This window comes from Nitrospira sp. Nam80 (assembly GCF_965152575.1).
The window spans coordinates 3,792,674-3,810,230 of sequence record NZ_OZ224216.1 but is presented as its reverse complement, the minus strand read 5'-3'; the positions used below and the strand labels follow the sequence as shown (position 1 = coordinate 3,810,230).

The following is a 17,557-nucleotide window of genomic DNA, read 5'->3' as shown; positions in this document are numbered from 1 at the left end:
ACGGCATCATGTCTCTGAGCACCGCCATACATATGGAACCGCTGACTTTAGTTGAACTGCTGCGCAGGCGGGCCGCCGATGTGCCGAAGCAGCGCGCGTACGAGTTCCTGGCAGACGGGGAAATGAACAGCATGTCCCTGACGTATGCCGATCTGGATCGTCAGGCCAAGGCGATTGCGGCACGGCTGCAATCGTGCGGTGCGACCGGTGAACGCGCACTCCTCTTGTATCCGCCCGGACTCGAATACATTGCGGCCTTCTTGGGCTGTTTGTATGCCGGTGTCATTGCCGTTCCTGCCTATCCGCCGCAGCGAAAACGGGGATTGCCGCGCGTCCAGGCCATCGCCATGGATTCAGAGGCGGCCTATGTTCTCACGACAACTGCCTCGCAGGCCGCCATCCGCCGTCTGTCCGACCAAGTAGCCGGATATGAGCGGCTTACGGCGTTGCGGTGGCTGAACACTGATGCATTGGCCATTGAGAGCGGCGACGACTGGCATGAACCCGCTATCAATGAGCACAGTCTCGCATTTCTCCAATACACGTCTGGCTCGACGGGGACGCCGAAAGGCGTGATGGTGAGTCACGGCAACCTCCTGCATAACCAACGGATGATCCAGGAGGCGTTCGGGCACACCCGGCAGGAGGTGATTGTCGGCTGGTTGCCGCTGTATCACGACATGGGGCTGATCGGGAACGTGCTCCAACCGCTGTATCTCGGCGTGCCCTGTGTGCTGATGTCGCCGGTGCATGTCCTGCAGAAACCGGTCCGCTGGCTCTCTGCCATCTCGCGGTATCGTGCCACGACGAGTGGCGGCCCCAACTTCGCGTATGACCTCTGCGTGCGGCAGATCTCGGAAGAGCAGCGGCGGTCGCTGGACTTGAGTACGTGGACCGTGGCGTTCAACGGGGCAGAACCAGTCCGTCCCGACACTCTCCGCCGGTTTGGCGATACGTTTCAGTCCTGTGGATTTCGGCGGGAGGCCTTTTATCCCTGCTATGGACTGGCGGAAGCCACCTTGCTCGTGAGCGGAGGAGAGGCCGGGACACTGCCCGTCATCCGATCACTTGGCGGTGTAGCCGAGGACCGCTCAGCAGGCTCGGCGTCGGCCGATCGCATTCAGACGCTCGTGGGATGCGGCACGGCCAAACTCAATCAACAGATTCGAATCGTCCGTCCCGAACTCCGGACTCAATGTGTGGATCGGGAGGTCGGAGAGGTGTGGGTCAGCGGGAAGAGTGTCGCGCAGGGCTACTGGCGGCGGGAAGAAGAGACCAACGCCACCTTCCACGCCATGCTGGCCGATACCGGCGAGGGCCCGTTCCTCCGCACCGGAGATCTTGGCCTGCTCGATCACGGAGACCTCTTCATCGTCGGCCGACTGAAAGATCTCATCATCATTCGTGGTCGCAACCATTATCCGCAGGACATCGAACGAACGGTCGAGGAAACCCACCCCGTTCTCAGGCCCGGAGGCGGAGCCGCATTTTCCATCGTCGAGCAGGGGGAAGAGCGACTGGTCGTCGTGCAGGAAGTGGAGCCCCGCGTCAAGGCATTCGATCATGAGGCAGTCGCCACGGCCGTCCGCGAAGCGGTGGCGCGCGAGCATGAGCTTGCCGTCTCGGCCGTGGTGCTTATCAAACCGGGGACGCTGCCCAAGACATCGAGCGGGAAGGTGCAGCGAGGACTCTGCCGCATCAGGTATCTCGCCCGCGAGTTGACTGTGATTTGGGAGTCTCTCTTGTCAGGAACTCCCGCCGTGACCGCTCCGATCGATGTCGAGACGGGGCTCGATGATCACACTCCGAAGCAGCTCGCTACTGTCGTAGCTCGCATCTGGGCGGAGGTGCTGCATCACCATCCAATCCGGCCGAATGATGATTTCTTCGCGCTGGGTGGAGACTCTCTGCGAGGGCTGCAGGTGTTGGCTCGTATACGGGACGTTCACGGGGTGGACTTGCCATTAGACACGCTATTCGACAATTCGACATTGGAGCAGTTCGTCGCCTGTCTCGCAACGAAGCCTCGCAGTGACCAGCCCGCGCCGCCCGTTTCCGTTCGGCCGGTGGTCCGGGAAGCGGCGCTGCCGCTGTCGTTCGCGCAACAGCGATTCTGGTTCCTCGATCAATTGTCTCCCGGAAGCCCCGTGAGCAACGTTGGCGTTGCGCTTCGCGTGCGCGGCGCGCTCGATGTCGACGCTTTACGTCGTGCGCTGGATGAAATCATTCGCCGCCATGACGTTCTGCGTGCCTGCGTCAAGATGCAAGACGGGCGGCCGGTACAGGTCATCCTGCCGCATCACCAGCTGTCTCTACCGATCGACGATCTGCGTCATGTATCCGAGGCTCAGCGGGATGAGGAAGCTCGGCGAGTCACGACAGAGGAAGCGCGCCACCCCTTCGATTTGGCGAACGGTCCTCTCGTGCGTGCTCGTGTGGTCAGGATGGAAGAAGATGTCCACATCTTATCCGTTACTCTTCATCACATCGTGACGGATGGGTGGTCGATGGGGATCTTCAAGGACGAATTGTCCGTGCTGTATGAAGCATTCAAGGTTGGCCGGCCATCGCCATTGCCGGAACCCTGGCTCCAGTATCCCGATGTGGTCGTGTCCCGGCAGGAAGACCAGCGGAGCATGGAACTCGAGCGGCAGCTCACGTACTGGCGAACCCAACTCGACGGCGTTGCCGGCGTGCTGAACCTGCCGTTCGATTATCCCCGTCCCGAGGTGCAAGGTCATCGAGGAGCCCGCTACGCGTGGGGTATTGAGGAGAAGACCGTCCGGAACCTGCAGGCCTTAGGAGCAGGCTGTCGAGCGACACTGTTCATGACGTTGTTGGCGGCGTTCAAGGTCTTGCTGTTCCGTTACAGCGATCAGGCCGACTTCTGTGTCGGGACACCGGTCGCCAACCGCCACCCCAAAGAATGCGAAAACCTCATCGGCTGCTTTGTCAACACAGTGGCCTTGCGTGCCGATCTTTCCGGAAACCCTTCGTTTTCGACCTTCTTGGCGCAAGTCCGCACCACGGTGTTGGGCGCGCAAGCCAATCAGGCCATTCCGTTCGAGCGTTTGATTGATGAATTGGGAATGGCCGGAGATCTCAGTCATACACCGCTGTTTCAAGTGATGTTCGTGCTGGAAGACAAGCCATGGGACGTCCGCCGGTTGGGAGGCCTCGAGGCGTCCCGAATGAATGTGAGTGCCCAGGTATCTGCCTTCGATCTTACGCTCGAAATGGCGCTGGAGGCTGACGGCGCCGTTCGCGCCGTATTCGAATACAGCACCGACTTGTTCGCCGAATCGACCATTGCGCGCATGACCGGACATTTCAAGGAGTTGCTGGGTCAGATCTGCTCTTTTCCCGATGTGCCGGTGAGCGAGTTGACCATGCTGTCCGCGGCGGAACGACGGTTCGTGCTTGTCGAATGCAACAACACACAAGCGGATTATCCGCGCAGCTCTTGCCTGCACGAATTGTTCGAGGCGCAGGCGGCCCGGACGCCGCATGCCCCGGCATTGGTTCATGAAGGCCTGATATACACCTATGCCTCCCTCAACGCCCGTGCAAATCAATGTGCGCGCTATTTACGGGCACAAGGCATCGGGCCGGAGTCGACGGTCGGATTGTGCGTACATCGATCTCCTGAAATGGTGATCGGCCTGCTCGGAAGTCTGAAAGCCGGTGCGACATATGTGCCGATCGACCCCGGCTATCCCGCAGAGCGCAAAGTCGCCATCCTCAAAGATGCGCAGCCGAACATCGTGTTGACCCAGGAGCGAGTCCAGGGTGCTGTCCCTGGCGAGCTGGCGCCCGTCTTTGCATTGGATAATCACTGGTTAAGAGCGGCGAAACATTCGAAGGAGAATCTCCCCAATCTGGCGCGTCCTGACAATGCGGCCTACCTTCTCTACACTTCCGGCACCACCGGCCGGCCTAAAGGTACCAGCGTGACCCATCGTTCGTTGGTGAACCACGGGATAGCCATGGTCGAGAGTTTCAAACTGAGCCGGCACGATCGTGTGCTGCAATTTTCGTCCATCAGTTTCGATGTGGCGATCGAAGAATGTGTTCCGACATGGCTGGCCGGCGCGGCGGTCGTATTGCGGCCATCTGATCCGATGCCGGCCTATGCCGACTTTCACGCCTTCATCCGGGAACGAAACCTGACGGTGCTCAATCTCCCAACTCCCTACTGGGCAGCTTGGATCCAGGACATCGAGCACACCGGCGCGCTCATGCCGCCTGCCCTCCGTCTCGTGGTTGTCGGAAGCGAAAAGGCGGCGCCGGACGACGTGCGGCGTTGGGGCCGCGTCGCGGGCGACAGCGTGGGTTGGTGTAACGCGTATGGACCGACCGAAGCGACGGTCACGGCCAGTGTGTATATCCCGGATTCGAAGACGGACTGGCTCGCGATGAACACCGTTCCGATTGGCCGCCCGATCGCCAATGTCGAACTGTATGTCCTCGATTCCCATCTGCAACCGGTCCCGGCCGGTTTGCCCGGGGATCTGTACATCGGTGGAGAGGGACTCGCACGCGGGTATCACGGCCTTCCCGCGCTGACGGCCGAAAAGTTTCTCCCGCATCCGTTCAGCCATCGCCTCGGCCAACGACTCTATCGTACCGGCGATCGGGTGCGGCGGCGATTGGATGGGAATCTGGAATTCTTGGGACGCTGCGACGATCAGATTAAGATTCGAGGGTATCGCGTCGAGTTGGCGGAGATCGAATACCATGTGCGCCGGCATCCGGACGTGAAGGAAGCAGGGGTGTTCCTGGAAACCAGTGCACCTGCGGCCCAGTTGGTCGGCTATGTCGTGCCCCGGGTCATGGGATCCCTCGGCGTTCAAGAACTGCGAGGCTTTCTGAACGACCATGTCCCCGAATACATGGTGCCGAGCAGGTGGGCGTTCCTCGATGCCTTTCCCTTGACCCCTCGTGGAAAAATCGATCGGCAAGCCTTGCTTGCGAAGGCCAGGGTCGCACCGGAGGCGGCCGGGCAGGTTGTTCCACGCAATGAGCGCGAACGGGCGATCGCCGCGATTTGGGAAGAAGTTTTGGGTCTCCCCGCCGTCGGCCTGCATGACAATTTCTTCGAGTTGGGCGGGCATTCTCTGCTCCTGCCCAAAGTGTTGACGAAGGTACGTGCCATAGTTCCACGCGAGATTTCCATGGTGGATCTCTTTCGCTATCCGACAGTGGAAGCGCTGGCGGCGTATATCGTCGAGCAGCCGACTCCTATGGTCGACGATCAGACCACGAAGCGGATCCAAGACAAACGGGAGGCAGGGCTGCGCAGGATGAAGCGACGGCGCACCCAGCAGGCCGTCACGAGGACAGAATGAGCCAGTTAATTTCGCCATCCGAGTCGGACAGCGCGCGCGATGGTTTGGACATCGCGATTATCGGCATGGCCGGCCGGTTTCCCGGCGCCCCCGACGTGGCCGCCTATTGGCGGAATCTGCGCGATGGGGTGGAATCGCTTTCTCTCCTGAGCGAGCAGGACTTGACGAAAGCCGGTGTACCGGAAGCACTGCGTCGGCATCCACACTATGTTCGCATGCGCGGCATCATGGAAGGGATCGATCTGTTTGATGCGGGCTTCTTCGGCGTTACACCGCGAGAGGCGGAGCTCATGGATCCTCAGCACCGCCTATTCCTGGAATGCGCATGGGAGACACTGGAATCCGCCGGCTACGATCCGGATCGATGTGCGGGCCCGATCGGCGTGTATGCCGGATCGAGCACGAGCGGTTACCTCTTCAATCTTTTTCCCCATGGCATCCTGCTTCAATCCGCGGCGGATATGGCCGCGTTGCTCGGCGTGGAAAAAGACTCGCTCTGCACGCGCGCCTCGTACAAATTGAACTTGGAGGGACCGAGCCTCGCGATCCAAACAGCCTGTTCGACCTCGCTGGTGGCGGTGCATCTCGCTTGCCAAGGCTTGCTCGCCGGAGAATGTGACATGGCGCTGGCGGGCGGTGTGTCCATCACGGTTCCTCAGCATGTCGGCTACCTCTATCAGAACGGCGGCATTGCCTCGCCGGACGGACATTGCCGAGCATTTGACGAGCGGGCACAAGGAACAGTCGGCGGCAGCGGAGTGGGCCTGGTGCTGCTCAAGCGGTTCCAGGACGCACAGGCCGATCGCGATCACATTTTGGCCGTCATCAGGGGGTCGGCCATTAACAATGACGGCGCGCGCAAGGTCGGCTACACGGCCCCGCGTGTCGAAGGACAAGCGAACGTCATCAGAGCGGCGCAGGTCGCGGCCGGGGTCAACCCGAGGACGATCGGATACATCGAAGCCCATGGAACCGGCACACCCATGGGAGATCCGATCGAGCTGGCCGCCCTGACCCACGCATTCGGAACGCAAACCGATCACAGAGGGTTCTGTGCAATCGGGTCGGTGAAGACTAATATCGGTCATCTTGATGCCGCGGCCGGCATCGCGGGCCTGATCAAAGCTGTCTTGGCCCTGGTGCACAAACAGATCCCACCCAGCCTCCATTTCACCAATCCGAACCCCGAAATTGATTTTGCGGCCACGCCGTTCTTCGTGAACACCGCTCTCCGCGAGTGGGACAGAAATGGGACGCCGCGGCGGGCCGGCGTCAGTTCGTTTGGGCTCGGCGGCACCAACGCACACGTCGTGCTGGAAGAAGCAGCTCCACACCTGTCCGGGTCTTCTTCGCGGGGCTGGCATGTGTTGCCGATATCGGCAAGATCCTCTTCTGCGCTCGAGCTCTCTACTTCTCGGCTCAGTGAGTATCTGTCGGCGCATCCGCAGGCTTCACTTCCCGATATCGCGTACACCTTGCAAGTCGGCCGTCGGCATTTTCCGTATCGCCGGGTGGTGCTCTGCCATGATCATCGGGATGCCTGCCGTATTCTGAACGAACGAGATCCTCGGCGCCTCCTGACATCGGGGCCGGTCCAGGCTGATTTGCCTGTCGCTTTTCTGTTTCCGGGACAAGGAGCCCAGCATGTCGACATGGGGGCCGAGCTCTACCGGGAAGAGCCTCTCTTCCAAGAAGAGCTGGATCGCTGTGTGGAACTCGCTGCACCTCACGTCGGGTGTGACCTGCGGGAGATCTTGTATCCGGCAGAAGCTGACAAGGAAGCGATGACGGCCCGGCTCAATCAAACCGCTGTGACCCAGCCGGCCCTGTTCATCGTTGAGTATGCTTTAGCCAAACTTTGGATGGCGTGGGGTGTCAAGCCGGATGCGATGATCGGTCACAGCATCGGTGAATATGTCGCCGCCTGCTTGGCCGGGGTCTTTTCGCTCGAGCAAGCCATTCGCTTAGTCGCCGAACGCGGCCGGTTGATTCAGTCCCTTCCTGCCGGCGCGATGCTCGCCGTCACCTTGGATGAAGCCGAACTCGCCCCGTTCATGGGAAGCTGCAATGTGGCGGCCATCAACGGTTCGCGGCTGTCCGTCTTGTCGGGTCCCACGGAAGCCATCGAAGCGACGGCTGCTCGTCTCAGTGCGCAGGGCATTGCTGCTCGACGCCTTCATGTGTCCCATGCCTTCCATTCCGCCATGGTGGAGCCGATCCTCCCGTCCTTTCAGAAAGCATTGGAGCAGATGACATTTAAAGAGCCCGTGATTCCCTTTGTGTCCAATGTGAGCGGCGATTGGATTTCGCGGGCAGAGGCCACCTCTCCGGACTACTGGGTGCGACACCTTCGTGAGACTGTTCGATTCTCTAACGGGCTGGACCGGTTGGTGAAAGAGGCAAAGCGCATTCCGTTGGAAGTCGGTCCCGGCGACCAGCTCAGCGGCCTGGTCCGCCGCCGGCTCTCGGCCATGATGGAGTCTGCGGCCATCCCCATGCCGGTCATCTCGTCGCTTCCACATCCACACAAGCGGCAGCCTGGACAGGCGCATGTGTGGGAAGCACTGGCGCGGGTATGGCTCGCCGGCGGGTCCATCGACTGGCCGCAAATCTATGCCGGAGAAGAACGGCGCCGGATGCCACTACCCACCTATCCATTCGAGCGACAGCGGTACTGGGTGGAGGCTGAGAGAAGCGAGGCGTCCTTGCCGCCGCAACGTACTGAGGAACTGGAGAGAGAGGAAGAGGCCGCAATGGCGCACCCTCTTTCTCCGGGACACCAGCGTCCTCCGCTCGCGACCCCTTATAGCGCTGCCTCCAATGAGATGGAACAGCGTTTGGTCGCCACATGGGAGGAACTGCTGAAGATTAACGGTATCGGCGTTCACGATTCGTTCTTTGAATTGGGCGGTGAATCTCTGCTCGCCGTGCAGCTCCTCTCACAAGTGCGAGCTCTCTATCAACGGGAAGTGGCCCCCGCTGATTTTTTCGAGACGCCGACGGTCGCCGGCTTGGCGATGCTGCTCGCCGACACCCACGATCGCCCGGCGGTGAGCATCCCCTTCCCAGTTACAGCCACTGCATCGTCCGATCCGATCCCGCTGTCGTTCTCACAAGAACGGCTCTGGTTCTTAGATCAATTGGAGTCCGGCAGCTCCTTTTACCATCTCGCGGCCGCGCTTCGTCTCAGAGGACCATTCGATCCTGCGGCGGCGGAGCAGGCATTGAATCGAATCGCCAGCCGCCACGACGTCTTGCGTACGACGTTGGTGACGATTGATGGCCGGCCGGTTCAACGCATCGCTCCCGGGATGCGCGTATCCTTTTCTCTGATCGACCTTGAGGCCTCAGAAGAGGACCGTGAGACCGCCATAGGACGCCTGGCAGCTGATCACGTCCGCCAGCCGTTCAAACTCCACGACGGACCGCTGTGGCGTGTCGCTGTGGTGAACGTGGGGCCTCATGACCACGTATTGTTGCTGACGATGCACCACATTATTTCGGACGGCTGGTCTTTGGGGCTATTGGTGCGGGAGTTTTCCGCCTTCTATCGGGAATACACGGGCGGCCTGCCCTCCGACTTGCCAGTTCTCCCGATTCAATATGCCGATTATGCCCGCTGGCAACGTGAACGGTATGTCTGCCGGACGCTCGAGGAGTCATTAGCCTACTGGAGGAACCGGCTTGGAACCGGCCTGCCGACTCTTACGTTGCAGACAGACCGGCCGCGGCCTCCTTCGCAGAGCTATCGGGGCGCAGTCCATTCTTTTGTGCTGCCTCCCACGTTGGTCGAGTCCCTCAAATCGTTCAGTCGACGGCAGAACGCGACGTTGTTTACGACCATGCTGGCGGCGTTTCAAGTGCTCTTGTCTCGCTATAGCGGGCAGGAAGAATTCGCTGTGGGAACGCCGGTCGCCAATCGAACTCACCACGAAATAGAGCCGCTGATCGGCTGTTTCGTCAATACCGTCGTGCTGCGCACCGATCTTTCCGGCGATCCCTCATTACGGGAAGTGATAGGACGGGCGAGGGAGACGGTCCTGGGCGCGCAGGCGCATCAGGACTGTCCATTCGAAAAGTTGGTGGACGCGCTTCAACCGGTTCGTGACCTCAGCTATAGCCCGCTGTTCCAGGTCATGTTCTCGCTGGATCAGGATCACCTCCAATGGGTGGATGTGCCGGACATTGAAGTGACTCGACTCAAGGCCGAGCTGCAACACAGCCGCTTCGACTTGACGCTCGATCTGACAGAGCGGGATGGGGGACTTACCGGAGAACTCGAGTACAGCACGGATTTATTCGAGGCGGAGACGATCACGCGGCTGGTGCGGCACTACCGACTGGTGCTGGCACAGCTGCTCGGCGCGCCGGAGACGCGGCTGTCGGAGGTGGAGTTGCTGACGGAGGCGGAGCGGCACTGCGCGGTGGTCGACTGGAATGCCACGGCGGCTGCGTATCCCGACGACCGCTGTGTGCAGCAGTTGGTGGACGAGCAGGCCGACCGGACGCCGGAGGCTGTGGCGGTGCGGGATGCCGAGCAAGCGCTGACGTATCGGGAGCTGCAGGGGCGGGCGGCGCGGGTGGCGGACGCGCTCGTGGCGGCGGGGGTCGGGCCGGAGGCATGCGTGGGGTTGTGCGTGGAGCGGTCCGTCGCGATGGTGGTGGGGCTGCTCGGCATTCTGAAGGCGGGGGCCGCCTATGTGCCGCTGGATCCGCGCTATCCGACCGAGCGCCTGGCCTTGATGATGGAGGATGCGCGCGTCGCGGGGCTGGTGACGCAGCGGGCGCTGACCGACCGGCTCCCGGCCTGTGGCGCGCCGGTGCTCTATGTGCACCCAGACGGCACGCTGCCGGCCGACCCACCCCCGGCCCGTCGGCCGGCCGCCGGCCACTCCGCCCAGACGGCCTACGTCATCTACACCTCGGGGTCCACGGGGCGGCCCAAGGGCGTGATGATCGCGCATCGGAGCGTGGTGAATTTTCTCTGGGCCATGCAGGCCCTGTTGGGGCTGTCTGCGCGCGATCGCGTGGTGGCGGTCACGTCGCTGTCGTTCGACATCGCGGTGCTGGAGGTGTTCCTGCCGCTCATGGTGGGGGCGGAGATGGCGCTGGCCGAGGCCGAGACCGCGTCGGACGGGACGAAGCTCATGCACTGGGTGGAGGCCACACATCCCACGGTGATGCAAGCGACGCCGGCCACGTGGCGGATGCTCTTGGAGGCCGGCTGGCAGGGCTTGGCCGGGGGCACCCTGTTGTGCGGCGGCGAAGCCTTGGCCCCGGACTTGGCGGCGCGCTTGGGCCGGGCGGGGACCGCGCTCTGGAATGTGTACGGCCCGACGGAGACGACCGTGTGGTCGGCCGCGCAGCGGATCGACAATGCGGCGGGGCCGATCCTCATTGGACGGCCGCTGGCCAATACGGACCTCTATGTGCTGGACCGCCGGCTGCAGCTCGTGCCGGTCGGGGTGGTGGGCGAACTCTACATCGGGGGCGCCGGGCTTGCGACCGGCTATTGGGGGCGGCCGGACCTGACCGCGGAGCGCTTCGTGCCGCATCCGTTTCGGGACGACGGCACGCGGCTCTATCGCACGGGCGATCTGGGGCGCCGGCGGGCGGATGGCACGCTCGAATGTCTGGGGCGGGTGGACCAGCAAGTCAAGCTGCGCGGGTACCGGATCGAGCCGGGGGAAATCGAGGCGCGGCTGGTCGAGTATCCGCCCATCACGCACGCGGTCGTGGTGGTGCGGGAGGAGCCGGCCGGCCCCAAGCGCCTGGTCGGCTACCTGGTGGCGAGTGAGCCGGTGGCGGCGTCAGAACTGCGGGAGTTTCTGCGGCGCCGGCTGCCGGAGTACATGATCCCGGCGACGTTCGTGGTGCTGGACAAGCTGCCGCTCACGCCGAACGGCAAAGTAGACCGGAAGGCCTTGCCGGCGCCGGAAGAGGGCCGGGGAGTGGCCCGCCCGTACGCCGCGCCGCGGACGGAGCTCGAGGCCACGTTGGCAGCGGTCTGGCGCGACGTCTTAGGAGCGGCGCGCGTCGGGATTCACGACAACTTCTTCGAACTGGGCGGCGACTCCATACTGAGCATCCAAGTCGTCTCTCGTGTCAGACAGCAAGGGATTGCGTTGACGCCGCGGCAGTTGTTTCAGCAACAAACGATCGCCGAGTTGGCGACAGTCGTCACTCGTGCCGACATTTCACTTGCCGATGATACGGCCGATCTCGGCGACATTCCCCTGACCCCCATTCAGCACTGGTTCTTCGATCTCGATGCTCCGAACCCTCATCACTGGAACCAATCGTTGCTGTTGGAATTGAAGCGGCCGCTGGACCTGTCCATCGTGACCGAGGTGGTGGCGAGGATCGTCGGCCATCACGATGCGTTGCGCCTCCGCTTCGATCGTCACGAGCGCGGATGGATGCAGCGGTATGCCGCTCAGGGCAACCAACAGGTGGTGCATCTGGTCGATCTATCTTCGATTTCCGTGGAGAGCCAGGATGCCTGCCTCGTTGAGGAGATCGACCGGTGGGAGCGCAGCCTCGATATCGGCGCCGGTCCTCAATTGCGGGTGGTGTATTTCGCGATGGGTGGGGCAACACGCGACCGGATGCTGTTCATCATGCATCATCTGGTGACGGACGGGATTTCGTGGCGGGTGGTGATGGAGGATTTCCATCTCGCCTACAGACAACTCGCGTCCGGCATGTCGGTGTCATTGCCGGCGAAAAGTACCTCCTATGCACGCTGGGCAACGCGCTTGGTGGAGCATGCCACGTCAGGAGCGCTGGCGCGCGAAATCGCCTATTGGCTCGATCCTGCTCGACAACGCGCATGTCCCATTCCTGTCGATCACCCGACGGGAGATAAGCGCGAACTTGCCTCGGAGACGCTGCATGTCTGGATGGACGAGGCTTCGACCCGTGCCTTGCTCCACGATGTACCGGCCGTCTACCGAACGCATATTAATGACGTATTACTTACGGCATTGGTGCGAACGCTGGGCGGATGGAGCGGCCATGAAGAGGTATTGCTCGATCTGGAAGGCCATGGTCGCGAGGATGTGTTCCCCGATTTGGATCTGTCTCGCACCGTCGGCTGGTTCGCCGGGGTCACCCCCGTTCTGTTGTCGTGGTCGCCGGAGGCGCCGCTCGCCGATTGCCTGAAATCCGTCAAGGAACAACTGCGTCGCCTTCCGTATGGAGGAATCGGATACGGCATCCTGCGGTATCTGGGGCCCTGGACGTCCACCATGGAAACTCTGCGCGCTTATCCGGCGTCTCAGGTCCGCTTTAATTATCTGGGACAGATGGATCATGTTCTTCCGGCTGATTCCCCCTTCGTACCGTCGATTAATGCCGCCGGGGTCGATCGCGATCCGGAGGCGACACTCCCCTACGAATTGGATATCAACAGCGACATCTTGGGCGAACGGTTGCACATGTCCTGGAGTTACAGCCGGTCGCGCTATGACCGCGAGACCATTGAGCAGTTGAGCCGGACCTATTTGGAAACTATGAGCAAGCTCATTCGGCATTGTTCGGAGCCCGGTGCCGGCGGCTATACTCCTTCAGACTTCCCGCTCAGCAGGCTCCAACAGTCTGAGATCGATACCGTCTTCGGTACGCTGCGTCGGATTGAAGATATGTATCCACTCACTCCATTACAACAGGGCTTGCTGTTTCACAGTCTGGATGCGCCGTGTTCCGGTCTGTATGTCGAGCAGTTATGCTGCACTCTGGTAGGTGAGTGGCAAGAATCACCGTTTCTACAGGCCATCCAGGAAACCATCCAGAGCCATCCAGCACTCAGGACCTCTTTCATATGGGAAGGCGTGCGAGAGCCACTGCAGATCGTTCACACACTCGTATCCCTTCCGATCAAGCGGGAGGACTGGCGGGATTGTACTCACGACGCCCAGCAAATAAAGCTCAAGCGGCTCTTGGAAGCCGATCGGGAAAGCGGATTTGATCTGGCGGCGGCGCCGCTCATACGGGTCTCTCTCATCCGGACGTCCGACAACACCACGCTCTTCGTCTGGGCTCATCATCATCTCTTGATGGATGGCTGGTGCATTGCGCTCGTCTTTCAGGAGGTCTTGGTTCGTTACGCGGCCTTACAACGGGGGGAGCGGACCGTCGTCATGCCCGGCCAGCCGTATCGTAACTACATCGCGTGGCTCGGGACACAAGACCTTGCTGCCGCTGAGAGGTACTGGCGCACGGCACTCGCCGGGTTTACGGCGCCAACCCGCCTGGTGGGCGATCATCAAACGGGAGCCGTTCAAGAGGTCGAGGCGAGAGGGTACGGCAAGCAGTCCAGACAGCTCTCTGAGTCGCTAACATCGACACTGGCAATCGCGGCACAACAATATCATGTGACCCTCAATACCGTGATGCAGGGGGCGTGGGCATTGCTCCTGAGCCGCTACAGCGGAGAGCGGGATGTTCTGTTCGGCGTCACTGTGTCGGGACGGCCTGCGGATCTGGCCGGTGTGGAGTCTACCATTGGTCTGTTCCTCAATACGTTGCCGTTGCGCGTGCAGGTCTCACCGGATATTTCGGTGAAGGCCTGGCTGCAACAGATGATGGTGCAGAATCTCGACATGCGCGAATTCGAGCATGCCCCTTTGTCACACATTCAAGGGTGGAGCGAAGTTCCGAAGGGGCAGCCGCTGTTCGAGAGTCTGCTGGTATTCGAAAATTATCCAAAGTCTCAGAGTTTGTCCGGAACACATGGAAGCTTCGCTGTATCCAATGTAAGAATCGAGGGCAGGACCCACTATCCGTTGACGCTGGATATCACACCGGGCCCGCTTCTGACCGTAAGCATTATGTACGAGCGCAACCGGTTCGAGGACGAGACGATCGACCGGCTGCTGGGCCATTTCGAGCACGTGCTTGAAAATATCGCCCTCAATCCGGACAAACGAATATCAGAGGTATCGATCCTTACGCAGGTGGAACAGTTAGAGGTGCTAAACCGGAACAGGACCGACAAGGCCTATTCTCGAGAACGGTGGGTGCATGAATTGTTTGAGGCGCAGGCTGTTCAAACCCCTGATGCCCCAGCCGTCACGTATGAAGATCAAATACTTAGCTACGCCGAGCTGAACGCCCGTGCCAATCAGCTAGCTAACTATCTCCGGCAGCAGGGCATTGGTCCGGATGTCTTAGTCGGTGTGTGTATGGAACGCTCGCTCGATATGATCGTAAGCCTGTTGAGTATCATGAAAGCCGGCGGGGCCTATGTGCCGATCGACCCGGACTATCCGGCGGAACGGATTGCATTCATGCTGGATGATGCGGCTCCTGCGCTGCTCCTCACGCAACATCATCTTGAGGCGCGATTGCCGCAAAATGTTGGCAGCACGATCTGCCTGGATAGGGAGCGGAGCGAGATCGCCCGCCTACCCGTCAGTTTGTCCGCCGCTGATCTCTCGTTCCAGAGTCTCGCCTATACCATCTATACCTCGGGCTCGACAGGCCGGCCAAAAGGAGCCGGCAATACCCACGGAGGGCTGCTCAACCGGCTGCTGTGGATGCAGGAGTATTTTGGTCTCACGGCCGTGGACAGGGTGCTGCAGAAGACGCCGTTCAGTTTCGATGTGTCGGTGTGGGAGTTTTTTTGGCCCCTGATGGTTGGCGCTTGCCTCGTCATGGCGAGGCCTGGGGATCACAAAGACGGAGAACGCCTGGGCGAGGTTGTGCGCCGGCAGCGGGTGACGACGTTGCATTTTGTGCCGCCCATGCTCCAGGCCTTTCTGGAGGCTCCCGGGGTCGAGGACTATTCGGTCGTACGACGCATTATCTGCAGCGGCGAAACGCTCCCTGCAGACCTTGCGAGGCGGTGCTATGAACGATTGCCGGGAGCGGAACTCTTCAATCTCTACGGACCCACGGAAGCATCGATCGATGTGACCGCCTGGCTATGTGAACGCCTTGATCGTGAATCGATCGTGCCGATTGGGCGGCCGATTGCCAATACCCAAATCTATCTGCTCGATCGGGACGGCCATCCTGTTCCAATAGGAGTGCCCGGAGAACTCTACATCGGAGGCGTAGGATTGGCGCGGGGGTACCATCGACGGCCGGCGCTGACAGCCGAGAAATTCGTGCCGGATGCGTTCGGTGGAGTGCCAGGGAGCCGGCTGTATAAGACTGGAGACCTGGCGCGTTTCCGGCCTGATGGAGCCATCGAGTATCTCGGCCGGATCGACCATCAGGTGAAGATTCGTGGATTCCGGATTGAGTTAGGCGAGATCGAAGCCCACCTGACTTCGCATCCAACAGTGCGCGACGCAGTGGTGTTGGCCCGGGAAGATCAGGGAGAGAGAAAGAGGCTAGTGGCCTATGTGATCCCGGCGACGAACACCGCGCCTTCCGTCGAGACCTTGCGTGAGTTTCTGGCGTGCCAGTTGCCCGAGTACATGGTGCCGGCCGTGGTGATGGTCCTGGAAGCGTGGCCCCTGACCTCAAACGGCAAGGTGGACAGCAGGGCGCTTCCGATGCCGAACACGAGCAGTCGGTTGGCGCAGCATTTCTGTGCACCGGACACAAAGACGGAACAGCTCCTGGTCAGGATTTGGGAGAAGGTATTGGGTGTCAAGCAAGTGGGAGTGCACGACAACTTTTTCGAATTGGGCGGCGATTCCATCCTGTCTCTGCAGGTAGTTGCGCAAGCCAGAAAGGCAGGATTGACGGTAAGGCCCAGGCAACTCTTCCAGCATCAGACCATTTCCGCGTTGGCGGCGGCGGTGGAATACGAGGCAGGAGTTGTGTCCGAGCAGGCAATAGTAAGCGGCGAGGTACCCTTAACCCCCATCCAGCACTGGTTCTTTGAGCAAAGGCTGCCAAATCCGCATCACTACAACCAAGCGGCGTTCTTGGAAATCCAATTGGGTGTCGACCTGCGCCGGCTTGAGGCGGCTCTGCAGGCCGTGCTCGCTCACCATGACGCCTTCCGGCTGCGCTTTACCCCGGAGGCCGATGGATGGCGGCAAGCCTATGCGGCCGAGGCCGCTGCGGTGGCGGTGGAGTGGGTCGATCTCGCGGCGGTTCCGGCGGCCGCCCAGGCTCAGGCGTTAGAAGCGGCGGCAACCGAGTGGCAGGCGCGGCTCGATCTGACCACGGGGCCGGTGGTCCGGGCGGTGCTGTTCACGCGCGGGGCCGAACAGACAGCGCGCCTGCTCTTGGTGATTCACCATCTAGTGGTGGACGGGATCTCCTGGCGGGTTCTGCTGGACGACTTGATGACCGCCTATCACGAGTCGGCAACCCAGGAGACGGTACGGCTCTCGGCCCCGACCAGTTCTTTTCAAGTCTGGGCGGCGCAGCTGCAAACCCACAGTCAGTCGGCAGCGCTCCAGACGGAGGCGGCCTACTGGCTGGCATCCGAGCAGGAGCCCGCGATGTCCCTGCCAGTGGAGGACCCGGAGGGCGCCGCGACGGAGGCGGACGCGGAACTTGTGACTGTCTCGGTGGATGTCGAGACCACGCGACAGCTGGTGCAGGGGGTGGCCGCGGCCGCGCGGATCCAACTCCAGGAGGTGCTGGTGGCGGCGCTCGTCCAAGTGCTGAGCCAGTGGAGCGGCAGCGCGGTCGTCCAACTCGATCTCGAGGGGCATGGTCGGGAAGAATTGTTTTCCGCGCTTGATGTGTCGCGGACGGTCGGGTGGTTCACGACGATCTTTCCCCTCGCGGTGCGGGTCGAGCGGGGAGCGGCGCCGGAGGCCGTGCTTGCGGCCGTGAAGGGGCAGCTGCGGCGAATCCCGCAGAAGGGGATCGGCTATGGGCTGCTGCGCTACAGCAGTCCGGATCCCGAGGTGCGCCGGCGGCTAGCAGTGCGGCCGGCCGCGCCGGTACGCCTTAACTACTTAGGACAGTTCGACCAGACGTTTCCACCCGAGGCACCGGTTCGTCCCGCACCGGAATCCGCGGGGCCGAACCAGGATGCGCGCAGTCGCCTTCCCTATGAGCTGGACATTCACGCCAACATTCTCGACGGCCGACTGCACGTTCTGTGGGGCTACAGCGGGCGCCGGTACCGCCGGACCACGATCGCGGCGCTGAGCGAGCGGTTTGTGCAGATGCTCCGCACGCTGGTCGCCCATGGTCTGGCGGGGGGGGCTGCGGGTTATACGCCGGCGGATTTTCCGGACGTCGAGCTGAGTCCGGACCAGCTGGACCACATTCTCGAAGAAATCCAATGA

2 protein-coding genes are annotated in these 17,557 nt (G+C 61.5%); both read left to right on the top strand.

The annotated features are described in order from the left end of the window. Positions 1 to 8 precede the first annotated feature (8 nt). A complete protein-coding gene (locus ACWGXE_RS17870) occupies positions 9 to 5,348 on the top strand; it encodes an amino acid adenylation domain-containing protein (RefSeq protein WP_447599368.1) in 5,340 nt (1,779 codons plus the stop codon). Continuing rightward, positions 5,345 to 17,557, top strand: a complete 12,213-nt coding sequence (locus ACWGXE_RS17865) for an amino acid adenylation domain-containing protein (RefSeq protein WP_447599366.1) — start codon at positions 5,345 to 5,347, stop codon at positions 17,555 to 17,557. The genes ACWGXE_RS17870 and ACWGXE_RS17865 overlap by 4 nt, the downstream gene beginning before the upstream one ends.

What these genes read in the sequence shown, in the direction of transcription:
- ACWGXE_RS17865 (WP_447599366.1), top strand. Translation starts at nt 5,345, where the DNA reads ATGAGCCAGTTAATTTCGCCATCCGAGTCGGACAGCGCGCGCGATGGT.
- ACWGXE_RS17870 (WP_447599368.1), top strand. Translation starts at nt 9, where the DNA reads ATGTCTCTGAGCACCGCCATACATATGGAACCGCTGACTTTAGTTGAA.